Below are 25,135 nucleotides of genomic sequence, written 5' to 3'. Positions count from 1 at the left end.
GCCGAGGCGTCCTGTACCTCGAGTGCGTCGTCAAGTGAGGTGAGGTGATCGCAGAGCACCCAAGCGGTAGGGCTGACGCCTTCCCACCATGGTGGTAACGCGTCAGCCCTACGAAGCATGTCGGTCACGGAACTACGACTCGCGAGAACGCCGCAGGCGTGTCGGAGTTGTCAGCAGGGGCAGCGCTCCGTCCCGAATCATGTTGCGAGCCCATCGACATCCCTACCGGACGAGGGAGAAGCTTGATCGCTCCATCCTTGGGGCGTTCGCCAGATGACGGTGAGGTTGAAAATCGCGGATAGTTCACTGACCGCCCATTCCTCGACGGGAGGGCGCGGGAGGACCAGCACAGAGCTGTCCACTTTAGAGTCGAGGGCATGCACGACTTCCTTAAGCCGCATGGCTCCGGCTCTCATGCACCTGAAAGATTCGCCATTCACTCCCAGTACTTCGTACACCACCGTTTCAGTAGGCCCTCGCAGGATGATGTCAGCTATCGGTGATGATTCGTCCGGGGAGTGCCCTGCTCTTAGGAGCCGAACAAGAAGCTCGTTGCGAAGGCGTTCGTGGAGGTCGTCCTCGCGGTCCTCTCCCACCTCCGATTTAAGTAGATCGAGGTATTCATTGGCCATCTTAGTCGAGTCGACGGCCGGGGTATTCGGCTTGAGGTCGACTTCGACGTCGTTTCGCTCTTCTGTTTCGTGGGAATATTTTGCTTGAAGTCGCTTGTGAGCGATGGGGAGTTGACGTGCCCATCCAGAAGCGTTCAACTCGGCAAGGATTTTGGTCAGCTCGGCTTGGTTTCCTGACTTGTGGGCCTCGCGTGCGAATTGTGCGAGACGGGCTAGCGTTTGCAGGTGCGGGCGCTCAGGCCGTCCCAGTAGCTCGAATACGCTTAGCCAGTCTTTCTGGTCGGCACGCAGGCAGCGGTTAGCCATCCCTTTCAGATCGGACAGCCGCTCCGGTATGTCGACGCTGCCGCCATCGCCTACTTCTTCGAAGACCGTCAATGCTGCGGCGTAACGCCCGCGCATCGCATCGGAAACCGGCAAACGTCCGAATGGGTTCCGTGAAACGATCAACTTGTCGGAGTTGCCTCGCACGACCCAGGCGCGAACCTCAGCGCCTGGAGCGGGCCGTGGATCCCCGTGGCGCAGGACCAATGCGGCAGGAGCGGGAAGGGGAGTGGCCGGGTCGAACTCGAAATGGTGCGGAGCAATCTCCTTTCCTGCTCGGCCTTCCACCCATTCACCGAGGAGCGTTGTGAGGTCGCCCAGGATGTGAGTGGAGTTGGCGGTGGAACCGTGGATGTCGGTGGATAGATCGCCCCACTTGAGTGGCTGCAGGGAAGTAACGACCCGGCCGTCGAGAGAGAAACTCCAGATAAATTCCTCTCCGGTCAGGAGAATGTCGTGGTCTCGCATGAGGAGGCGGCCGCGCTGAAGGTCGAGGCTGAGTCGCTCGCGGATCGCGGCATCAAACTCGTCGGCGAGAAGCGTTCGACTCTCCGGCACGAGTTTGTCGAAGGACTCGCAGGCCCTTGCGGTAAAGAAGAGGGTGCTGGCGTCGTTGTTCCGGATGGATTCGGGATTATCGAGAGGCATCCCGGGGCGCGGTCTCGTGCCCACCGCCGATCGCGTGGCCGCTTTGTCTTTCCTGCTGACCCGTGATGGCACGCCGGCTGCGAACTGAAAGTAGGTTCGGTCGAGATGTCCGGACCGGTAAGCAGTGACGGCATTTCCTTCGGGGGCGAGGACCAGTCGGTAGCCCTCCAGGTCCAGGAGCCAGTAGCCATCGACTTGTCGGGCGTGGCGGGCGGTGTTCAGGAATACCCGCAGCATGTTCCTGATCTCGGCTTCGGCCGTCTGCTCGTCGCCGCCGTGCAACTGCGTGAACTGAGTGCGTGCCGCCCAGGTGACGTTGATTGATGTGTGTGCGTCTGCGGGTAGGTTCAGCTTGGCGGACAGGTCCGCGTCAGGGGCAAGGTGGAGCGTCCGGTAATGAGGCGATCGGTTCACCGGTGTGGGCCTGAGGAAACCCTCACACCCGTCGATGCGGCACCAGCCGTCAGCTTCGGAGGTGCGGTGCTTGCACCGTTTGCCGTTGGCGTGGAAGCGGTTGCACTGACGTTCAGCGGTGTCCTGATGGTCTGTGGTTGGGGTGTCTGGTTCAGGGCTTAGTTCGGCGGGGAGCGGAGAGGTATGGACGAGGGTGAGTGACTGGGTGCATCGGGTAAGGGCAACGTAGAGGCGGTGCAGACCCGCGTGATCCAGGTTCGCGATCGAGGCGGGTTCCAGAACGACGACGTGATCGAATTCCAGGCCTTTAGCCAGTCTGGCGGGAATCACGGTAATGCCTGTGGCGGATTCGGTTCCATCGACTTGTGTAGTCTCGATGCGACGCTTGACTTGGTCGAGGCAGCTGTCGTCATCTGGCACGATCAAGGCGATCGAGCGTGGACGGTCTCCATCGGTTTCGCCGAGGCTGATCGCCTGCTCGACCGCATCTTCGACGAGTTGCCATGGGTTGGATGGGATAACCGTGACGCTGGTCCCGTCTTTCTCTCGGAACGATGCAGGAAAGGCTGTGTTCGGAGAGAGGTGCGCGGCCAACGGGGCGACCAGATCCATCACCTCCCCAGGGACTCGGTAGCCGATCTTCAGTTCGGTGAGGAGCCAGCCTCGTTGAGCAGCGAGAATCTGTGCAAGCTCCTGCCATGAGGCATAAGTGTGCGGCCCCGTGGCCTGAGTGAGGTCTCCGAGTACGGTCATGGAGCCGCTCGGGCATCGGCGCGCGATGGAGCGCGCCTGCATAGGCGTCAGGTCCTGTGCTTCGTCGATGACCACGTGGCGATACCGTCGGGGGACCTCGCCCGTGAGTAGATACTCGATCTCCTCGCGGCATACATGGTCCTCAGCCGACCAGGCGCGGTTCGGCGCCTCGATAAGAAGTTCACGCTCGTCGTCGGTCAGAATCTGGTCGGCTGCCGCGTCGAGAACTTTCTTGCTCGTGAGCAGCTGCTTGAGGATCTGCCGTGACGATCGTTCGGGCCACAGCTTTTTCATCAAGGACTTGACTTCAGAAGTGCTGCGGAGCCTTCCTCTGATTTTATTGTCGACGTTTGCGGAGATCCGGTGATCGGCAACGATAAGTTGGTCGATGATGCTGTCGATGGCGCGTTGGCGTTGGGCGCGGAATGTGCCCGGTCCGTCGATCGCCTGCCGGACGATTTCCTCGATCTGCGAGCAGGGGATCCGCAGTACAGCGCCCGGGCGGCGGACCTCGAAGACGTCGCTCTCGTATGAGTTGAGCGCGTCGAAATCGACGGTGTTGTGCACCGCGCGACGCAAGACTTCGGCCATCCGCTCGCTAGACTTGATTCGACGAACCTCGAGGGAGTCGGTGACGCTGCCTTCGTCCCAGAGTTTGTCGAGCACGATGCTGCGGACCTTCTCGACGCCAAGCTGGGGCAGCACGTTGCCGACGTAGTCGAGGAAGCCCTTGTGCGGGCCGATGACAAGAACCTCAGCTGCGGTGTAGCGCTTGTTGTCGGGATTGAGCAGCCACGCCACACGATGTAGGCCTACAGCGGTCTTGCCGGTACCCGGACCGCCCTGAACCACGAGGACGCCTTCGTGTTCGTTGGCGACCAAGGCGAGCTGCTCACGCTGGATCGTCTCAACGATGTCGCGCATGCGACCGTCGCGTGCCCGGAGGAGGTCTGCGAGCAGGAAATCCTCCATCGAACCAGCCGTGGTCTCTACTGGGGCGCTCGCAAGCGGTGCAGGGGCTGGGCCAGTCACGTCTGCTGTTTCTTGCGGTCGAGATGGTGCACTGACGATGTCGTCGGCGTAGTCGGTCACAATGCGGCCAGCGCACCGGAGCCGTCGCCGTAGCCGGACCTCGCCAGGATCGCTGGGCTGCGCCATCTGCCAGCGGATCGCAGCAGGACTCGACCAGTTGATGACCAGCCGCCGGTCGTCGGCCGGGTCCTTGACCGTGCGCCGACCGATGTAGAAGGTTTCTCGTTCCGCTACAGCTTCGTCCTCGACGTCGACGCGCATGACAACCAGCGCTCCACCCCCGCTGTCGATCGCGGTTCGCTGCAACTCCGGCGGGACGTCGGGGATGAAGGACGTGCCGGATTCTGGGCAGTCCTGTCCCCAGCGCTTCGGAGAGGCATGAGAGGCGGCAGTCGAAATCTGTAGGTCCAGGCACTCGTACACGTGCGTGACGGCGGCCTGCTCCTTCTTGAGGATTTCTCGACGGTCGACGGTGCCCACTCAGCCTCCAACTCTCCAGACATCGTTAAAGCTTGCGCACGGGTAGTAACGAAGCTGTTTACGCGATGTCGGACGACCTTGGGATATTACCGAAACTGAGCTTGACCTGAATATGGTCTTGCGACTGGTCAGGAGCGCTGGAGAGCGGTGAAGCAAGTGGCTTCGCCGAGGACCTTCTCTGCGCTGTCGAGGTCGGCGAGGCGGGCGGCCACAGTTGCGACCGCCAGGTGGGCGGGGAGGGCGGCGGAGAACTTCAGGCCGCGGACGGCTCGGGGGTCGACGTCCGGCAGCACCAGTGGTGCTTCTGCGCGTGCTGCTTTCCACATGTCGGGGGTGAGGTCTTCGCGGAGCCGCACGTATAGGTCGGTGGGGCGCTGGGCCTGGTCGGTCACGGAGGAGAGCGTCGCGGTCAGGGTGGCGTTGGCGCGGTAGCCCGCCCATGTCCACCAGCGCACGTCGGTGCCCGCGCGGGTGATGACCAGGCCGGCCGGGTGGACCGATGTGGGTGCGTTCTCGGTCCGCATCTGTTGGAGCCGCGTGGTGGCTCTGTGGGTGAGGGTGATGGGTGGGTCGGTGCCGAGCAGGACGTCGCGCATGGCGCGGGTGAGGGCGTAGGACAGGCCGGCGATGCCGCCGGCGGTCCATTTGGCGATGCCACCGCCTTCGGCGGGTTCGACGAAGCAGCGGCGCCGTTTCCAGTCGATGTAGGTGACCTGCCAGGTGCGGCCGGCGAGCAGGAGGCGGCGCGGGCCGGGGCGGTCCTCGGTGAGGACGGACGGGTCGGTGCGGCCGATCTCGGCACGCCCGGACAGGACGGTGAACTGCGGCGGTGCGGTGAAGGACGCAGTGAGGTCCATGAAGTGGCGGTGGCCGAAGCGTTTCTCGGCTTCGGGTCCGATGAACAGCATGCCGCCGTCCTGGTCGAGGAAGCCTTCGGTGACGAGGTGGCGCACGATCGGTTCGGCGGAGCGGTCGAACGGCGCCAGGTCGTTCCACTGCTTCGACCAGAGTCTGTCTCCGAGCCGGTGTTCCTGGAGTACGGCGGCGAGGATCTGCTGCGCGACCAGGTGGCGCGGCATCGGCGGGGCGGCGACGTCCTCGACCCATCCTCGCCCCCACAGCGTAAGCAGTCCCGCCGATTGCAGGAGCGCGGGTTCCTTGGTGGCCAGGAACAGGCAGGAGCGTTCGGCGCCGGCGCGGCGGCCGGTGCGTCCCAGACGCTGCAGAAAGGACGCCACGGTGGCGGGTGAGTCGATCTGGATGACGCGGTCGAGGTCGCCGACATCGATGCCGAGCTCAAGGGTGGAGGTGGAGACGATCACGCAGTCGCGTGCCTCGGCGAACGCCTGTTCCGAGCGGTGCCGTTCGGCGGCAGACAGGGAGGCGTGGGAGAGGAAGGTGGTGACGTCGCGGGCCCGCAGGGCGGCGCCGAGCTGTTCGACCTGGCTTCGCGAGTCGCAGAACACCAGGCGTTTCTCGCCGCGGTGTAGGGACGCGATGACCTTGGCGGCGTTGTCGATGGATCCGACGTAGTCCAGTTCGATCCGCGCGGCAGGCGATGCGGAGGCCGGGGCCGAAGCGGTCTCCGGGGCGACGACACGGGCGGGCCGGGTGCCGGCTCCCGCGCCTTGGAGCCAGGCCAGCAGCTGGTGCGGGTTGCCGACGGTGGCCGACAGGCCGATCCGCTGGATGGGCTGGCCGGTGACGCGGGTGAGGCGTTCCAGGACGGCGAGCAGATGCCAGCCGCGGTCGTCTCCGGCGAAGGCGTGGACCTCGTCGACGATCACGGCGCGAATGGTGCCGAGAACGGTGGCGTGGTCGGTCTTGTAGCTGATGAGCATGGACTCCAGCGACTCGGGTGTGGTCAGCAGGATGTCCGGCGGGTCCAAGCGGATACGGCGCCGCTCAGCCTCGCGGGTGTCGCCGTGCCAGAGCCCGGCGCGCCGACCGAGCCACTGCGCGTACTGGTCGACGCGGGGCGCGAGGTTATTGAGCAGTGCCTTGAGCGGACACAGGTAGAGCACCGAGATACCGGTCCACTGGTGTTCGGCCATGGCGGTCAGGACGGGGAACACCGCCGCCTCGGTCTTGCCTCCTGCGGTCGGGGCCAGCAACAGCGCGTCGTCCCCGTCGAGGATCGGGCCGATGGACCGGCGTTGCAGCGGGCGCAGGTCCGGCCATCCGAGCGTGTTGACGATGTGGTGCAGCAGGACCGGGTGCAGCCGGTCCATCACACGTCCAGCTCGATGTCGTCGGCTGTGAGGTTACGTTCCACGTCGGTGAGTTCGCCGCCGGAGACGGTGAGCTTGTAGTGGACGCGGGGGGCGAAGTCGGGGAACTGGTCGATGCGGTCGAGAACGTCACCGACCAGTTTCTTGAGGAACAGTCGGGGCGCGACGCCGACCTGTCCGCCGAGTGCGCCGCCGACGGCGCGGGCGAGGTCGGTGATGTAGGCGTCGTCGGCGAGCGTCGTTATCCGGTCGGGGGCGTCGGCGCCGCCGGCGTACAGGTCGCGGATGGTGATGCCGAGCCCGGTCAACGACTCCAGGGTGAAGCCGGGCAGTCGGACCTGGACGGCCCGGGGATTGTCGAAACGCGGGTCGGTGCTGAAGTCGGTGGCGAGGCGCTGCGCGAGTGGCGCGAGGCGCTGCACGCCCTGCCGCCCGTCGTAAAACGCAGGCGTTCCGGTGATGACCAGGTACAGGCCGGGGAACCGGCCCGCATAGACCTCATCGATGAGCTGCCGCAGCGCGTTGAGCGCTTTCTCCCGGACGTCTGTGCGAACGCGCTGCAGCGTCTCGACCTCGTCGAGAACCACCAGCAAGCCGGGATGTCCGCTGTCGCGCAGCACGGTCAGGAGTCCCTGCAGGAATCCGAGCGCGCCGAAGTGGTCGAGGTTTCCTTTCACTCCCGCGCTGTGGCGGACGGCGGCGGCGACATGTGGTTGCCCTCCGAGCCAGGCCAGGACGGCGGCGGCAGTGGCCTCGTCGCCGGCGGCGAGGGCCGTCCGGTAGCCGCGCAGCGCGGCTGCAAACGCCGACGCCTGCCGGGACACCTCCGCGAGCCGCGCGGTCAGCAGTCGGTCCACTTCGCCGGGCAGTTCCTCCTCCGTGGCACCGGCGGCCAAGGCGTCTTCTTCCAGCGCGTAGAACCAGGCGTCGACGACGGGGCGTAGCGCGCTCGGGGGGAAGCTGGAGGTGGTGAGTCGTTCGGCGAGCCTCCGGTAGACGGTCTCCACCTTGTGCAGGGGCGTCTCAGTCTCGGAGATCTGGATCTCGGCGACCGCGAAGTTGCGGCGTTTGGCGCGTTCACCGAGCCACCGGGTGAAGAACGTCTTGCCGGATCCGTACTCGCCGCGGACGGCCTTGAACACCGAGCCACCGGACGCGACCGCGTCCAACTCCGCGTCGAGAGCGGCCTCGAACCGGTCGAGCCCAGTGGCGAGCAGGTCCAATCCGGTCTCCGGCACCGCGCCGCGACGCAGAGCATCGATGACGGCGCGCCGGCGTGCGGCACTGACCTGGGCGGATCGTGCGGTGCTCACACCCACCAGTGTCCCATCACCTCACCATCACCCGTCGCGCCGCACGTTGAACTGCTCGCGCAACAGAAGGGGGTTGAGCCGCAGCGTGCGCCCGTCGGGCAGGGTCTCCAACACCTGGACGCCGTCGTAGTTGAGCACCTGGCCGAGCACGGCGGCGAAACCGTCGGCGCGGGCCGCGGGGTATCCGGCGCGCTGTGCGAGGGCGGTGATGGGCAGCGTGCCGCCGGACTCCAGCAGTGCTCGCACCGCGGCCTCGATCTTGTCGAGGGGCGGTCTGCGCGCCACCAGGCTCAACTGCTCCTGGAAGATCTCCGACGCCACCAGCGCGGCCGCGAGGTCGGTACGCGCCGGTGCGGGCTTCGGAGCCGAAATCGGTTCGTCGGAGGGGGCGGCCTGCGTCTCCGGGACGTCGTTCTGCTCCGTCTCCAACTCGAACAGAGCGTCGACCGATTCCTTCACCGTGACCGGCGCCGGAGCCGGTGCGGCCTGCGCGGACTGCTCGGTTTGCGTGGCGGGCTCGGACGATTCCTGCGCGGTCCGGTCAGCGCCTTCGGTCTCGAGCTGTTCGTGTTCCAGCCGCCACCAGGCGGGGTGCTGGTCGCCGAGCTCCCGCCACCCCTTCGGTGGTGCGGCCCGGAATGGCAGGAACGCCAGAATGGGGATCGCGACCTCGGCGAGCGCCGCGCCGCCGTGGTAGCCGGCGTGCTGCGCGGTGTAACGCAGGTCGCGGTCCCACAGCGCGACGATCTCCCCGACCGGCACGTCCTGTACGACGCGCGGCCCCGACAGCGCCACCTCGCCGTCCGCGAGCGGGTCTCCGGGCAGCCGGTGCCGCGCGGACGCGACGCCGGCGCCGTCGACCTTGGTTCCACGGCGCTCGATGACATGCCCGTGGTCACTGGTGAGCAGGACCGCCATGCCTCGCTCGGCGGCCTCCCGCAGCAGTTCACGCAGCGCGCTGATGTGCTCGAGGCGCCAGGTGGCGTCGCCGAGGCGGTGCTCCTTGGCGAGACGGTCGTCGATGGTGTTCAACACGACCGCGATGTGGGTGCCGTCGTCGGCGAGGGCGTCGTTCAGCGCCTCGCCGAACGGGGCTCCGGCGGTCTGCCCGCGCAGGTCGTCCTTGTGGAACACGGCGGCCTTGGCGTTCCCCCAGAACCGGTGCTGGGGAAACAGCCGTTTCTCGTCGGCCTGCCCGCCCTTCATCAGGTCCGCGGCGAACAGCGACGTCCGGGAAACGGCGGTCACGGTGGGCAGAGCGGCCGCCATGGCCCGCCGCCGGGGCGCCGCGCCGGAGGAGTCCGGGAGCGGATCGTATTCGGCCCAGTCGCGCCGCAACTCCTCGGCGAGCTCGGCCGCGATCGCGGTGCTCATGCCGTCCAGCACCAGCAGCAGCACGCGGCGCGGCGACTTGCCCGTCACCACCGGTTTGACGATCCGGGGCAGGAACGTCTCCACGGTCAGCATCCAGCCGGGATCGGTGCCCGCGGCCGTCCAGGTCGCCAGTGCTTGCGCGAAGGAACGGTCGATTCGCCGACGGGCCTCGCGCACCCGCTCGCCAGTGCGGTCATAAGCGGCTGTGAGCACCGGGTCGGAGTCGCCGCCGGCTTCGATGTGGTCGAGGGCCTGGTCGACCCAGCCGGTCTCGGCCATGTGCCGGTCGATGCCCGCCGCGACCGTCGCCACGTCCGCGTCCGGCTCGGTGGCGAGCCAGCGGACGAGTCGCGCCGCCATCGAGGCCCGTTCGACCCGCACCACCGCATCGCGGGTCTCGGCTAGCTCGTGTTCTTTGACGCGATCCAACTGCGACCGGATCGCGTCGACATCGTCTCCCAGTAGCGCGTGGCCGAGGCCGGTGAGCCGTTCGTCCAGTCCTTCGCGCAGCACGCTGCTGTGCCTGGCCTGCGCTTCGATGCCGAACTGCCGGGACAGTTCCGAGGCACGGCCAAGGATCCGGTCCGTGGCTCGCCTGGCTTCCCGCCCGGTCTCTCGGTCGCCGGTGGCGCCGGTGCGGAGCAGGGCATGGACGAACCTCTGGCAGGACCGGCCGAACGCGGTCAGCAGGGCGTCCAGGGCCTCCCCGGTGGCAGGTGGCGGGTCGCCCAGCCAGCGTTCGATCCGTCCGCGTGCGCGATAGGTGTCGGTGTCGTTGGGCGCGTCAAGCCACAGGACGGCACACAGCAGCCCGAACTGGACGGCGTCGGCACCGTGGTCGGCTTCGACGAGCGCGAACAGGATCCGACCAGGCGCCCCTGTCTGTTCCGGCTCGCCGAGGAAGGCAGTGAGCCCTCGGCGTTCCGCGCCGCGCAGAGCCCGCAGCCGCTCCGGCCCGCCCGGATCGAGCGACCAGCGCAGCAGCAGCCGGACGTCGACACCGTCGGATGCCGGAGCGGTACCGGAGCCGACCTGCGGCGTTTCGGCGGCGTAGCGGCCGATCCGCAGCCGCCGCTGCGCCAGCAGTGACAGCGCCTTGCGGCGGTCCAGGGTGCCGCCCGCTAGCCTGGGCCAGCCGCCGGGCGGGGCGGCGTCCAGCAGCGCTTCGGCCGCCCACCCCTCCTCGCTCAGCCGAGGATCGCGGTCCTTCGCGCCGAACGTCTCCAGCACCAGGTTCCAGTTGTCGACGATTTCGACGCGCTGGCGAAGGACGCGGGCGAGGATGGCGGGGTCGAGCTCATGCTCCTCCCGGTCGGTCAGCACCACGAGAAGGTCCGGGCCTTCTGCGCCCGGCGCGAAATGGTTCAGAACCAGTTCGTGGATTGCTAGCGGCGAGGGCGCGGGAACGATCCGCGCCTGCTGCCCGCTGCCCCACGACAATTCGGCCGGCCCGTCCCACACAGGAACGGCGCGCAGCAGCACGACCCGCCGCTTGGGGTTGTCGTTCAGGCTCTTGCGCGCGGCCAAATACTGCGTGACGGCCGCCACGGTGAGCCGCATCGCGCCGCTGCCGGTGGCGCCTGCACTACCAGTGGAGCTTGCAGTGGTGGTGGCGGACATCAGTCGACGACCTGCCAGGTGATCTCGACAGTAGCGTCGGCGGGCAGCTTGGCGAGTTCGTCACGCAGCTCGTTCGCCGCGCGGGACGCAGCCGTGCGCCTCCTACCGGCCCGCGGCGCGCCGTTTCCGGCGCCGGTCTTCTTCTGCCCGTCGTCGCCGGTGATGCGGGGGTCGCTGGTTTCGGTTCCGAGGTCGACGTCCTCAGGCTTGCCCGGGCCGGGCTCGGGGCCAGGCCCTGGCTGCGGCCCCGGCCCCTGCCCCGGCTCCGGACCCGGCGGCGGAGGGGGCGGGGTGCGCTGCAGCAGCTTGGTGACATCCGTCCGGGCCTTTTTGAGGGCGTCGACGAGGTCGGCGGTCCGCTGGTCGACGCGGGCCTTGCCGCGAAGCGATTCCAGCAGGGCTTCGCCTTCGGCTCCCTGCCCCTCGGCGAGGCGGATGACGTCCCAGGCAGCCCCGGCGAGTGCCTCGGCGACGACGCCCGCACGCGTGATGGACGTCCCGTACCGGTCGGGCGTCACCCCGTGCAGATCGAACCGGGCGAACGTCTCGACGGTCTTCTTGGCACCCGAGACCCGTTGCCCGGCCGACTGCAGCTCCTTCAGCAGTTCCACCGAGCAGCGGGCGATCTGGAGCCGCCCGCCGTCGTCGGTCTCGTCTAGGCCGAGGAAGGCGGCGTGCTCTTCCAACTGCCGCAGGAGATCCTCGGCGGCGGTGCGGTACAGGCCGGCCTGATCGGTGATCTGCCGTGCGAAATGCTCCACCATCCGGCCGCGTCGCAGCGTCGGCGCGGGCCGGCCGAAGATCGCCGCGAAGCGGTCGGACGCCTCCTGCCAGTCCTGCTCGCTCGGTAGCGGCTGGGCGCGCAGCGCGTCGCCGTCCTTGATCTGGTGTAGCTCCGGCGGCGGGGTGAGGGGGACGCCGCCGCGCACCCAGACCCGGTCGTTCATCTCGGCGAAGGACGCGACGATCAGGTGGGCCAGGAACGGGTCCAGCCCGCGCGGCTGCGGCCGGTCGATCCAGTCCATCAGCTGGATCAGGGTGAGGTCGCCGGTGACGCCGTCCTTTTTGGCCTGCTGCATGAAGTGGTCGGACCACTCGTGCGACAGCCGGAAGTACGCCTCCCGCTGCGTGCCGAGCCCCAGCGGTTCCACCAGCCGCGCCATCAGCTTGCGGTCCTTGGCGGGGATCTCCGCCTGTCGGTCGCGTGCCTCGGCCGCGGCCCGCACGTAGCCGAAGACAGTCCTGGCCTCCGACGGCTTGACCGCGGTGCCGGTGCCGGCCGGGTCGAGGTCGGGACGCAGCGGGAACTGCGCTTCGAGCAGCCGGCCCGCGATGTGCCGGACCGCGGCGTGCATCGACTGCCCGAACTGCACCTTCAGCTCAAGGCCGTCGGGAAGCGGGTGGAAATGCTGGTCGAAGCCGAGCTGGACGTGCGCGGCGTCCTTGCTCTTCAGCCCGTACGCCTGCCGGAACGCGTCCTTGACCTGCTGGAGCAGCGCCTCGTGCTGGTTCTCCAGCAGCTGCTTGGCCCGGTCGCGGTTGTCGGCGTTGAGGTGGCCGGCGTACTGGATCTCGAACCGCTGGTCGTCGGCGAGCGCCCGGTCGATGATGACCAGTTTCTGGAAGTCTTCGTAGCGCTGCGCGGACAGGTGCGTGGGCAGCCAGGCGAGGGTCCGGGGCGCCTCGCCCGCCTTCTCGCGGAGCTTCTGGACGCGGTTGACGTCCTCGACGGGCCCGTAGTTGCTGTCGTCGAACGGCAGGTCGATCACGATCCGCCAGTGGCCGTCGATCTGCGGCACCAGGTCGTGATCGGGCAGCTGGTCCTCGTCGGCAACGTTGCCGAACACCACCTCCAGGGTGCGCTGCGAACCCTTCCAGACCAGGTTCAGTTCGTCGGCGCCTCCGATCCGGCCTTCGGTGCGCTCGATGCCCATCTCATCGGTCAACAGGCGGCGCGCCAACGCGGCCCGGTTGCCGGGGTTGTTGTTGACACGGGCATTGGCGATAACGGAGTCGACGTCCACCCCCGCCAGCTCCAGCCGGACGCCTTGGGCGGCGCCGGTGCCGACCATCTTGATCTCGGGGAACTGCGCGGCCCACGCCTGGACCTTGCTGCGGATAATGCCGTCCTCGCTGCCCGGGATCGGCGTGGACACCGACCCGTGGTTGAGCGCGGCGAGCCGCCGGAACGTCAGGTCGTGCAGCGCGGGCACGCTCGGTGCGAGCGCCGACAGCAGCAGCGTGCAGATCAGCCGGTTGTCGCCGACGAACGACCGGCACCGCTGCGCGAGCCGCTGGTCGGCAACCCCGTCGGGGTCGCGCAGGTACCGCTGGACGTCCTCCTCGGCGACATCATGGGTGTCCAGCAGGAACGGGCGCAGCTTGGTCTTGTAGAGCTTGTCGGCGGCGGCGAACACCACCTTCAGGTCGTCGACGAACGGCTTGTCGCCCCCGGCGGCGATCACCGGATACAGGTCGCCGACCGCGATCAGGTCACCGAGCCGCAGATGGTCGCGGTTGGCCGCCAGCAGCTCGCCCATCAGCTTCAGACCGGTCCGCGACCGCTGCAGCGCCGAGGAGATGTGCACGAGCGTGTCCATGAACGCCGGCGAGAACGGATACGTCAGCCGGAACGACTCCTCGTCGGCGCCGGTGGTGCTCTTGTCGGAGCCGAGCAGGGTGTCCCAGATGCCCGGACCGAGCCTCTTGGTCTTCTCGAATTCCGCGTTGATCTGTTGCGCGGCAGAACTGCCCGGACCGCCAATGGGGGTGAGCAGCCGCGCGTGCGCGATCTGCGGCAGGTTCCGGTCCTCCAACGTGATCTTGTCGAAGCGGCCGGACGCCAGGTTGAGGGTGTCCTGGATGGCGGCCTCGGCCGCCCCCGACACCTCCTCGCCGACCAGCTCGCGCAGGTCGCGCTGGCGGGCGATGAACGACACGATAGGGATAGCGCGCCGCGCGTCACCCCCCTCCACGAAATTGGTGATCTTCCCGGCCTCGCGGGCGACGAGCCTGCTGTCGTGGATCAGGGTCGCCAGCCACAGCACCAACTCGTCCAGGAACAGGATCAGCCCGTCGTAGCCGAGCGACTTGGCGTGCTCGGCGATCACAGAAAGGCCGGCGTCGAGGGAGATGAAGCCGTGCTCGTCCTCGGCGGCGTTCCTGGCGAAGCCGGGCAGCAGGCGGGTCGAGGCGTCCTGGACGAGCTTGGCCCGCAGTTCCGCAGGCGTCGAAGGATTCACCAGGTCGAGTGAGACGCCCTCCTCATGCGATTCGGGCGCGGCCAGGGCCTGGTCGAGCAGTTCCGCCGACCACCCGAAGGACTCGCCCCAGTCGTCTTCCTCCTCATCGGTGCCGCCACCGTCCCCGCTGAGGCCGCGCAGAACGGCGTCGGTGCCCATCGTGGTGAGCAGCCCGCGGATGTCGTCGAACAGCGCGTCGGTCTTGTACACCTGCGGCACGGGCGCGTCCGGATGCAGCTTCTTGACGTACTCGACGTACCGGCCCAGGACGCGCTGCTCAAGTGACCGCGCCCCCAGCATGTGGTACGGCACCAGCAGGAACTTCTTGCCGTCGTTCTGGATCCACTCGTGCCGCGTCAGGACGTTGTCGAAGTCGCGGTTGCCCCACACCTTCTGATTGCGCGACAGCAGCGCATACAGCACCGCCATGAAGTGCGACTTACCGGAACCGAACGAGCCGTGCAGGTAGGCGGCCTTGGAGGTGTGCCCGTCCACCGCAGCCTTGATCAGGCCAAGGGCCTCGATGAAGTTGTCCCGCAGCCGCTCGGTCAGCACATAACTGTCGAGGGCGCGCTCGGCCCCCTCGGGCGTGGTGGCCTCGGCGAGGCTCAGCACATAGTCCGAGGTGGAGATCGACTCCTTGATCGGGATGAGGTCGCGGAGCAGCGGCGGCCGCTGTGCCATCTGTTCTTCCCTGCCTTTCCGCCGTTGCCGGTACTGCCCGGTCCTGCGTCTGTCGCCCGGACGTGGTTCGCCTGGACGGGCGACTACTGCTTGGCCCTGCGGCCCCGCCGCGGGGCCTCCGGCCGCCAGGCGCGCAGATCGTCGTCAGTCAAGCCGTGCTCGTCCCTGACCTGCTGCCGGTAGCCGTCGAAGTACGCGGCCGGGGAACCGCTGTACGCCGGGTCGAAGTCATCGTGCCACTGGTTCAGCCACGGCTGGAGCTCCAGCAGACCCGCCAGGAACGGCGTGATCTCCTCGCGCGTCATCGACTGGCCGGTGAAGTACGTCGCGAGCGCCAGTGCCTGCTCCCGGTGGTCCCACCCGGCCCAGCCGAACAGCTCCGGCTGCACCCCGAGCGCAGTCGGATACGAGATGAACCGCTCCTTAGGCACATCCAGCTTGCCGCGCGCCCGCCAGTACGACGGCTTCAGGAAATCGGCCGAGGTGTACTTCGGCGGCGTGGGGATCGAGTCCCGGATCTTCCGCTTGGCCATCTCGTCCGACGCGGCGTCCTCCTGCCGCTGCTTGTCCCAGACTTCTTCCCAGCTGGCACGCTTCTTGAGCCCGGACTGCTTGTACCGCAATTGCGGCAGGAACGGGACATGCTCGTCGCCCATGAGACCGGCCACGACCTTCGCGAGCTCTTCCCGGGGCCGGTAGATGCCCGCCACCGACACGAAGTCCTCGTCCTGCGCAAGCATGCTGATCAGCCGCGACAGCGACACGATCACCGGGGCCCCGTTCGCGTCGAACCAGTACTCGCGGTTCTCGATCCGGTCGAGAAGCCAGGACCGCAGCGCCTTCTCCTGCAGCGCGTCCCACCCCTCGGTCGCCCACCGCCGCTTGTACTCGGGAAGCTCGATCATCCTGATCGCCCGCGACGTCTCGATCGCATCGATCCGCTTCTGCACGACCGTCTTGTAGGACTCCGGCCAGTGCGCCGGAATCTCCGTGATCGGCGTGGACCCATGCCGCTTGAACCACTCATCGGACGCCTCACCCTTGGCGACCCGACGTGCGAGCACGATCTCGAACGCCCGCTCACCGAGAGCAAGCTTCGGCACATCGTTCTCGGGCGCGCGCAGATCCTCCGGGTGAAGCCCGTAGATCGAGTAAACCTGCCAGTCCAACTCCTCCTGCAAGGCAATCATCCGCGCCCGGATCGACTCCCATACAGACTTCTTCTCCCGAAGGATTGGGAGATTGGGAGTAGCGGAAGCGAAAATTGCAGGAGGTGTCGCCGCAGAGGACTCCTGGGCAAGGCTGTCCAATTCGGTAGCCAGGTCCATGGGAGAATCTTCGGGAAGCGGGAAATCCTCCAGATTTGTTCCAGTGAACTCGTAACGCTCTTCCCAGGGTTCGCTTTGGACGCCTCGCCCAAGCCCGCTCCCACCTTTGGCTTGGCTGACCATCTTGAGCCAGAAGCAGGCGGTGGAGCTGTTCAGCGCCCCGAGTAGGCGCAGATGGTCCTCTTCAGTGGCCCACTCGTATAGTTTGATCACCGGAGCAGATCGATTGAAAATTCTCCGATCTCGATCAAGCGTGAAATGGTTGTGGGTTACTACAAATCCAAAAGATATGGTCCATCGATGAGCTACTTCATCTTTGGGGAGTTGATGCCATGCCCACCATGGCTTTCTGGCGGTCGAATAAGTTTTACCTGAACCGAGTCGCCTCTTCCAAAGGGCAGTGCGAATGATCCAAAAATGCCGCTTGAATATATCCGACAAGTCCTCCTCTGCGAGAAGGGAATGTGTGGCGTCATAAGGAAAAATCGCGAGATCGAAGTCTGTAGCAGCCCAGTCGCGAACCTGGTCGCCGCGATGACTCGGCTTTAGTCTGAGGTCCAGTGAATATTGCGAAATCGGGCCGCCCTTTGGAATAAAGAAGGCCTCGTCTGCGTGACTATCTCCATAGAATCCGATCCTGTATGTTTTGTCGCCCAGGGTCTCTGTACTTGCCTCTTGCATCTTCTCGACCATTTCGAGGCCGTCATCAATTAGGATCCACGGCTGACGAGAGAAGTAGCGTTCGCGGTCAAGGTCACCGCAAGAGACCCAGTTGCTTATTGAGTCTACCTTGTCGATTTGATCGACGATGGCGTTCCATACCAGGCCTGCGTCACCGTCAGTTGGTACAGCGGGCTCGCCTTGGATGCTACGGACAGTGCGAACGAGGGGCGAGCGATTCTTGCTTGAGCGTGTTGTTCCAATAAGAATAATCGTCGGCGTTCCATGACCCGGAATGTATGCGCCAGAAGTATCAATCACCTCAGTCAGTTCAACTTTGCTCCCAAAATACTTTTCAATGAGCCTGGCGCCAAACTCGCGCTTAATGAACGAGTTGGCTGTAATCTGGCCAACGCGTCCATGGCCAGACTCGCCATTGCTTCGACGCGCCAGCTCAAAGAAGCGCTGTATAAAAGGCACTGAAAGCGCATAGGATCCGAAGCAAGTTTCGCGATATAGCTCTTGATAAAGTCGCTTAAGTTTATCGTCGGCGACGGTGATGTAAGGAGGATTTCCGGCAACGACGTGGTAGCGGCCTGGCTGGAGGATTTGCGGATGTTCGTGGACGTCCTCGGTGGCGTAGGCGAACTCGGCCAGGGGGTCACCGGTCTGTTCGCCGGTAAGGGTGAGCTCGAGCTGACGTGCCTTGATCAGCGAGTCACCGATGGCGAGGTGGAGGGGCCATTCGTACTTCCCGGCCTCGGCCAGAGTGCGGATGTCGGCGGCGGCCATCGCCGCAACCAGGAGACGGAAACGGGCGATGGCGATGGCGAACGGGTTTATGTCCACGCCGTGGACGGAGTCGAGAGCTTTACGGACGCGCTCGTCGAGGCTAATGTCTTTCTTTTCGTCCCAGAGGCGGATCAGTCGGCGGAAGGCACCCAGGACGAAGTGGCCCGAGCCGCAGGTCGGGTCGATCATCTTGAGTTCTTCGAAGCCGAACTCGCGGATCGCGGGGTTCATGGTGCGGTCGAGGATGAATTCCTCGACGAACTCGGGGGTCTGCAGGAGCGCGTACGTCTCTCGCGCTGCCTTCGAGAGGTCCTGGTAGAGGTCGCCGAGGAAGCGGGTGTCCCACCCCTGCGTGCCATCGTCGTTCAGGGGGTCGGTGAAGTCGTGGACGAGGGTGCCGTCCTCGTCGCGCGTCTTCCAGAAGTCGATGAGGGCGCCTGCGGCGTCGTGGCTGATCGGGATCTGGTACAGCGGGTTGTGGTCCGGGTCGAACAGCAGCCTGCCGGCCTGTCCTTCGCCGAGTTCGGCGAAGGCGTGTTCCAGCCAGCCGCGGTAGGTGGGGTCGTCGTCGGCTTCGACGTATGCCTCGTAGCGGACGCGGGCGAGGTCGTGGCGGTCGGGTTCCGGGGCGGCGAGGTAGGGCTCGGGGATGAGGCGGTTGTCTTCGCAGAAGCGGACGAAGACGCTGCCGAGCACCCACGCCACCGCGACCTGCGTGATGCGTTCGTCCAGCCAGGAGCTTCGTGTGGCGGCGGTCCGGCCGAGTTTGAAGGCCTGGTCGTACTCGCTGTCGAAGCGGGCCTTGGTCTCGGGGAGTTCCTTGACCTGCTGGGCCAGGTCCTTCTCGAGTGCCTGGACCTGCTTCTTCAGGTTGGCGAGCAGGGCCTTGCGGTCGATCACGGGGGCCGTCCGATCCACTGTGAATCTCAGGGGTGTGTTAGAGCACAGGGTATCGGCGACCGCTGACAGAAACGGCTGGTGCGAACGAGGTCGTCAGTCCTGATCAGGCCAGTGGTTCGTGTCAACCCTGAACGGCCGGGTCACGCTGCGCGGTGCAGGTTGGTGACCCAGGGGTCCGGTAGCTTGATCCACTCGCCGAGCGCGTCCTGGTACGGGACGGCCGTGGTGCCCAGGCGCGGCTCGCGGAACGGGTCGCCCTGCGGGCACAGCAGCCACAGGCCGCGTCCGCCCATGCGCGCCGCGGCCGCCAGCGACGACAGCACACCCATCGCCTGGTAACGGGCGAACACCGCGGTCTCGGTCAGCAGCAGCGGACCGGAGCCCGCCGCCATCCGCTCTCGGATGGCCGGCTCCACGCGGCCCCACGCGGTGCGCGCGTACTCACTGAACTTCCCGGCGGCCTTGCTGCCGGGCTCGGCGACGTCAGCGCGCAGAATCGTCTCCCACGTCGGTTTGGTGCCGGGTGGGACGAGGTCGTGCAGGGTCCGCAGGAACAGGGTCGTCACCGACAGCGGCTCGGCGCCGAACCGGGGACCCGACAGTTCCGCTACGGCCTGTTCGGTGAGGCCGGCGCGAACGGTCAGCACCCGGAAGCCGTCCCGGTGGACCGAGGCCTCCAGGCGTTCCTCGGCCTCGGCGGCCGCCGCCATCTGCGGGTCGGTGGCATACCGCGTGACACCGCCCTTCCGGGTCTGGCGGCGGCGGCCCGGTCCGCTGACGTAGCTGGAGACGAGGTCCAGGTTCGTGGGCAGGTAACGGTGGGTGCGGGTGTCCTTGCGTTCGGACAGCGTGAGGTCGAAGCCCGCCTCCTGCAACGCCCGGGTCAGCGCGCCGCCGGTGGGCAGCCGGTCGCCGGAGTCGTTGAAGCGGGGGAAGCGGGTTAGGACCCGTTCGTGGATCTCCCCGGCGGGCAGCCCCGGCTGGTACTCCTCCGGGACGCCCGCGATCAGCGGGACCAGACCCGCCTGGGTGAGACGCAGGGCCCGCACGAGCGACAGATCCCGCGGGTAGATCTCCAGCCGGGGTGTGACGGCGGCGTTCTTGGATGCGGCGACCGCGACCTCGACCGTGCGGCGCTCGTCCCAGTCGATCGTGCCGGGCGGCGGGCTGATCGCGCCGAGCTCTGTGAGGACCGTCCCCGCCGTCGGTAGCGTGCTCAGACCGGCCAGGCGGTCGGCGACCCGGCCCAGCCGGAACGCGTAGTCCTGCAGGCCTGGAGCCGACGGTGTGTCGGGGCCGTCGTCCTCGCCGACCTCCAGCGCCAGCAGGCCGCCGTTCGTCGCGTTCCCGTCATCGTCTCGCTTCGCGAAGTGGCGGAACGCGCTTTCCTCAGGGACGAACTGCTCGGCCTCCACCACCGCCCGCACCGCCGCGAGGCCCATCGCGCGCCGCAGCGCCGGGTGCTGGAAGCGGGTGCCGCGGCGGACGGTCAGCACCTCGGCGAGCTCCATCGCGGAGGCGATCCGGCCGAATCCGGCCAGCAGCTCCAGGATTTCCGCGCGCAGCTCCTGCATCACCGGTTCCCGGCGCCAGCGCCTGCGCTGCTCCCGGAGCATCTGCGGGACCCGGCCAGGCGTAATCCCCACAGCGTCGGCCACTTTCGTCTGCGTCGGCCACAGCGGGACGTCTGGCAGTGTGCCGCCCTCGTCGGGGAGCCGCAGCAGCAGCCGCATGCTCTCCACCTCGTTGCGGTTTGACCCGTTGGGCTTCAGCTTCGGCACCAGCAGCGCCGCCAGCGCGTCGAGGCTGGCGGCGCGCAGCACCTCAGCCGCCAGAGCCCCGGCCTGCTCGCTCGTCACCGCCCTATCGGCCACCGCGGCCTCGGCGACGCTGCGCTCCTTCAGTTCCTTCAGCTCACCCGCCGCGACCTTGCGCCCTTCGGGCGTCAACGGGGACTGCGGGGTGCGGCCGAGCCGCTCGGCCCATTCGCGCTGCCGCTTCTGGATCTCGGCCCGGGTCTTCGGTCCGAGTCCGGGGCCGTTGACCAGGTTGCGGCGGCTGTACTCCAGCAGCTCGCCGACGGTCGTGACGCCGAGGCCGAACAGGAAGGACTCGGCGGTCGGTGTGAGGCCGGCCGCTGACAGGTGTGTATCGCGGGTGGCCTGCGCGGCGAGCCGGTCGCGCTCCTGCTCCGCCGTCGCCGGCTCCGCGTCGGCGATGCCGGCCTCACCGGCCTTGCCGTTCGCGGCGACCGGGTGCCGGCTTCCGGGAATTGTGGATGGCGTGCGATCGGCGAGGTCGAGGAAGATCTTCTTCCAGGCGTCCCGCATCGGCTTCAGCTCGGGGAACCGTTTCTCAGCGTCCCGGTGCAGGGCCTTGCGGAAGAACGCGACCAAGCTGTCGCGGATGTTCGGGTCGAAGGCGTCGGCGGCGATGTTCGGGTACGGCCATTCCTGCGGATCGAGCTGCCGCGGCGCCACCTTCCCATCACCCCACTTGGGCAGCTCTCCGGACGCCATCTGGTGCAGCGTGACCGCGACCGCATACCGCTCGGCGTGCGCGTCGTACACCGAACGGGTCAGGCCCCCGATGAACGGGTCCAGGTAGCCGTCGGTGCCCGCGTCGACCTCCTGCACCGGATACCCGGCCAGCGAGAAGTCGATCAGGACGAGTTCGCGGGTGCGGTTCGGGCGGATCCGGATCGCGATGTTGTCGGGCTTGATGTCGCGGTGCCAGACGCCCTCGCCCTCCAGGAAGTCGACCGCGCCGAACAGGTAGTCGCCGTAGGCCTCCAACTGGTCGATCTGGAGACGTCCGCGCTCCCGCAGCTCGCGGGCCACCGTCTCCTGGCGGTGCCGGGACGACACCGTGCCGGGCGGCTCGTCGCTGAAGCGCTCATCACCCACGTACTCCAAGGCCAGCACCGTACGTCCGCCGATGGTCAGCGGTTCCGGCTCCACCAGGCGGATCACCCGCGAATCGGCGCGCAGCCGCCGCATCACCTCGGCCTCGCGGACCAGGATCGCGGCCCGTGCGTCTGACAGCGCCACCTTGAGCACCACCGGCACGCGGCCGACCTTCCCGTCCGCGCCGGCACTCAGATCGCGTACGAGGAAGGCGCGGCTCGTCGAACCGGTGCCAAGTCGCCGCCGCACTTCCCAGCGGCCTGCCAGCACATCGCCGGGAACCGCCTCCAGCGGGTCCTTTTCCGGTGATGGCTCCACGGGCGTGAGGCCGGGATCCGTGCTGCCGGTCGGGGTGGTGAGCGCGTCCTCGACGCACTCCAGCATCTCCAGAAACTCATCCACCGTCGCCAGCCGCCGCTCCGGCCGGAATGCGGTGGCGGCCTGCACCAGGTCGTCGATGTCCTGCAACAAGCCGTCGACGACCCCGCTCGGACGCAGCCCGTCCCCGGTTTCCAGCCGCCCCAGCACCTCCGCCTGCGAGCCGCCCGGAGGCCTGCCGGTCGCCAGCAGATACGTCAGGACACCGAGTCCGTAGACGTCGAGTGCCACCGCGTCAGGATTGACCGCCGTCAGCTCGGGCGCCAGATAGGCGTCGGAACCGTCCGACAGGTGGATCGCCGACAGCCTCGTCGGCGCGAACCGCGTCGCCCCCGCCGACCCGGTCCGCTGGGTCGCGATCTGCCAGTCGGAGATCTGCAGCATCGGGGACAGCCAGCGGGCGTCCCCGTCCCCGGACGGATCATCGCGGCGGCGCGGACGAGGAATCACATGGATAGAACGCGCGGCCAGGGCGCGGTGATGGATCCGGCTGGAATGCGCGGACCGCACTGTCTCGGCGAGCTGCCGGACCAGCGCCATGCGGTCGAGAATGCCGAGCTTGTCGCCGTAGCGGACGAGGTACTCGTCCAGCCGGAGCGTGTCGGGATGGTAATCGAAGATCAGCGCGGGGCCGGCGGAATGACCGGACGGGTCGTACTGCTTGAGCTGGACGACCCCCGGATGCCGGAACCGCTGCAGCACCGCGGCCTCCCGGCGCGCCGCGTTCTCCACTGAACGCCGGATGGACGCGTCGGCACCGCGCTCGCTCAGGTAGATCCGCACCCGCGCCGGCTCCCGCAGGTCGTTGTGCCGGGCGAAGTAGTCGGCCCAGGTCGGACCGGTGTCGAACGCGCTGCGGTCCAGCAGGTACGGCCCCACCTTGAACTCGGCCTCGCTGCGGCGGATACCGACCCGCTCCAACGCGGTCTTGATCGCCCGTGCGCGCGGACCGTCGATTCGCCGCCGCTCGTCGCTCGGCGGCCGGCGCAGCATCGTCGCGAGTTCGTCGATGGTGTAGACGCTGCGCTGCTCGCCCACCGGCAGCCGGACCCGCAACGCTGCGTCGGTGAAGCAGATACCCGCACCCACCCAGACGCGCTCGCCGTTCTGGGTCAACAGCCCGGCGAGCTCCTTGGCCTTCTGGTTCACCAGGTGCAGTGGATTGCCGTGCGACACGCGGCGTCCGGACGGGGTCGTCTGCACCCACGTGCCGTTCTCAGTGGCGAGGCGACCGTGCCAGTCCTTCAGCTCGATCATGTGGACCCCGCCGGGGGCGATGACCAGCAGGTCCACTTCACGGATGTGGCCGGTGTTGGCGGTGAACGTGAAGTTCGACCAGGCATGCCACGGACCGCCGTCCGGCAGCCGCTCGCGGATCGCGTCCAGCCCCCGCCGCTCATGCTCGAACTGGGACTCCGTGACCGTCGTCCACCGACCCTCGAGCATCCTTCAACCCGCCCATCGAGATCTACGCCTCACCGCCGCGCCCTGACGGGCACCGGAGCACAGATGCTATAGCCGCCCACCGACAACGAGGGGCCGCCAGCCGGGCACGCCTGCCTCACCGCTGCTGGCCGTGAGGTAGGTCGGCGGAGCAGGTACGAGCCGACCGTCGACCAGGGCGGCTGGTGTCTGCGTAGTGCTGCCGCTCGAACGCAACCGTAGTCAGTGCCGATTCGACGGTGGCGACGGCTGCATCCAGCCGCACTTGAAGGCCCGTCGGCATTGAACCTTGGCCAAGGCCCGACGAATCGAGTAGTGCCTGGAGTTGGCGCTCCTGCCGCGGCGACAGACGGCGCCCATGCTCGAGGACGTCGCGTGCGGCGTAGCCATCCTTAGATGTCATCTCATTTGGCGAGTCGGCGGTGACAGATGAGGGTGGCGGCGATGCCGACGAAGGCCAGGAAGTGTTCGGGGCTGTGTTCGTAGCGGCGGTGCAGGCCGGCGGCAGCCGCTCAGCCAGGACACTGTCCGTTCCACCACCCAGCGATGCCGCCCCAACCGGTCGGAGGACTCGATGCCGCGGCGTGCGATGCGCGGGGTGATGCCCCGCCCGCGTAGCCAGCGCCGCAGGTCGGCGTAGTCGTAGCCTTTGTCGCCGTGCAGCTTGGCCGGGCGCCGCCGGCGCTTGGCCCACACCCGCGCGGCCGTCCACTCGGTGAAGCGCCGGTGTACGGTCGGGCCCGATGGCCCGAACACCGGCGGCAACTGCTGCCACGTACACCAGTGGTGGCCACGAAGATGATCGCCGCCAGCACCTCGCGATCCCCGTACCGGCGCCGACCACCGCCCTGCGGCCTCGTCGGAGCGGGCGGTACCACCCGCTGGAACAGCTCCCACAACTCCTCTGGCACCAGGCGCTCGACCATCTCCACGGCCGCAGACTACCGGCGCCAACCCAAATGAGATGACGTCTAAGAGCGTGTCTCATGTGGAAGGTTTGGCGAGTTTCTTGTAGCAGGTGATGGCGGCTGCGAGGACGAGGAAGGCGTTGAACAGGTGGTCGTGGCGTTCGTAGCGGACGGTCAGGCGCCGATAGCCGAACAGCCAGGCCAGCGTGCGTTCGATTTTCCAGCGGTGGCGGCCCAGTCGCTCGCTGGACTCGATGCCGGCACGGGCGATGCGCGGCACGACCCCGCGTCTGCGCAGCCAGGCCAGATGCTCGGCGGAGTTGTACGCCTTGTCGGCGCGGAGCTTGGCCGGCCGCCGACGGCGTGGTCCGCGCCGCGATCGGATGGGCGGTAACGCCATCAGCAAGGGTTTGAGCGCCTGGCTGTCGTGGACGTTGGCGGCCGATACCGCCACCACCAGCGGCAGCCCGGCGGCATCGGACAGGACATGGAGTTTGCTGCCCTTCTTACCCCGATCGACCGGATTGGGGCCCGTCAGCGTGCCCCCCTTTTGGCCCGGACGGCAGCGGCGTCCACGATCGCCGACGCCCAGTCCACCTGCCCACGCGCGCCGAGTTCGTCCAGCACGGCATGGTGCAGCCGCGGCCACAACCCCGCGGCCGTCCAAGCGGTGAACCGCCGATGCGCCGTCGGCACCTTCACCCCGAACTCGCCTGGCAGATGCCGCCACGCGCACCCGCTCGTCAGCACGTACACGATCGCGGTGAACACCGCCCGATCGTCCACCGGCGCCGTCCCGCCACCCTGCCGACGCGGCCTGAACTCCGGGACCAACGGCTCGACGATCGCCCACAACTCATCCGGCACCAACCGAAGCGCAAGATCCGACGACACGATCCCCGATCATGCCGCACCACTTACCGAAACCCACGTGAGACACGCTCTTAGTGCGTGTTTGAGAAGGGTCTCGTTATAGGTATTCGAGAGGGCGTGGGGCTTGGCGGACGGCGGGCTGCCCACCCCGTGCCAGGCGGCGGGTCATGAGGCCGATGGCGGCCCAGCGGATCATGGCT

At 67.5% G+C, this 25,135-nt stretch carries 8 protein-coding genes and 1 pseudogene; all 9 read right to left on the bottom strand.

What is annotated here, in order from left to right; translation table 11 throughout:
* Positions 1 to 197: 197 nt before the first annotated feature.
* On the bottom strand, positions 198 to 4,283 hold the full coding sequence (locus ABFX46_RS37715) for a HelD family protein (RefSeq protein WP_346048791.1): 4,086 nt from the start codon (positions 4,281 to 4,283) through the stop codon (positions 198 to 200).
* A gap of 128 nt (positions 4,284 to 4,411) precedes the next feature.
* On the bottom strand, positions 4,412 to 6,514 hold the full coding sequence (locus tag ABFX46_RS37710; protein ID WP_346048790.1) for a DEAD/DEAH box helicase: 2,103 nt from the start codon (positions 6,512 to 6,514) through the stop codon (positions 4,412 to 4,414).
* Positions 6,514 to 7,827, bottom strand: coding sequence for a BREX system ATP-binding protein BrxD (gene brxD / locus ABFX46_RS37705; protein WP_346048789.1), 1,314 nt, complete (start codon positions 7,825 to 7,827; stop codon positions 6,514 to 6,516). Before brxD ends, ABFX46_RS37710 begins: the two co-directional genes overlap by 1 nt.
* A 27-nt stretch (positions 7,828 to 7,854) precedes the next feature.
* Positions 7,855 to 10,821, bottom strand: a complete 2,967-nt coding sequence (gene pglZ / locus ABFX46_RS37700) for a BREX-2 system phosphatase PglZ (RefSeq protein WP_346048788.1) — start codon at positions 10,819 to 10,821, stop codon at positions 7,855 to 7,857.
* Positions 10,821 to 14,747: a BREX-2 system ATPase PglY gene (gene pglY / locus ABFX46_RS37695; protein WP_346048787.1), complete on the bottom strand. Its 3,927-nt coding sequence runs from the start codon at positions 14,745 to 14,747 to the stop codon at positions 10,821 to 10,823. The genes pglZ and pglY overlap by 1 nt, the downstream gene beginning before the upstream one ends.
* Positions 14,748 to 14,830: 83 nt before the next feature.
* Positions 14,831 to 18,427 (bottom strand): BREX-2 system adenine-specific DNA-methyltransferase PglX, encoded by a 3,597-nt coding sequence (gene pglX / locus ABFX46_RS37690; protein ID WP_346048786.1) that lies wholly within the window; start codon positions 18,425 to 18,427, stop codon positions 14,831 to 14,833.
* A gap of 140 nt (positions 18,428 to 18,567) precedes the next feature.
* Positions 18,568 to 23,157, bottom strand: coding sequence for a BREX system serine/threonine kinase PglW (gene pglW / locus ABFX46_RS37685; RefSeq protein WP_346048785.1), 4,590 nt, complete (start codon positions 23,155 to 23,157; stop codon positions 18,568 to 18,570).
* 401 nt (positions 23,158 to 23,558) lie between these two features.
* Positions 23,559 to 24,080 (bottom strand): annotated as a pseudogene (locus ABFX46_RS37680) (transposase).
* A gap of 58 nt (positions 24,081 to 24,138) precedes the next feature.
* A protein-coding gene (locus tag ABFX46_RS37675; protein WP_346048784.1) for an IS5 family transposase occupies positions 24,139 to 24,956 on the bottom strand; the annotation gives its coding sequence in 2 pieces (ribosomal slippage) (positions 24,139 to 24,606 and positions 24,609 to 24,956; 816 coding nt in all).
* Between the last annotated feature and the right edge of the window lie 179 nt (positions 24,957 to 25,135).

It is taken from the genome of Actinomadura chokoriensis (genome assembly GCF_039529475.1).
GTDB lineage: Bacteria > Actinomycetota > Actinomycetes > Streptosporangiales > Streptosporangiaceae > Spirillospora > Spirillospora bangladeshensis.
Note: the sequence above shows the minus strand (reverse complement) of the source record. Positions and strands in the feature narration are given on the sequence as shown.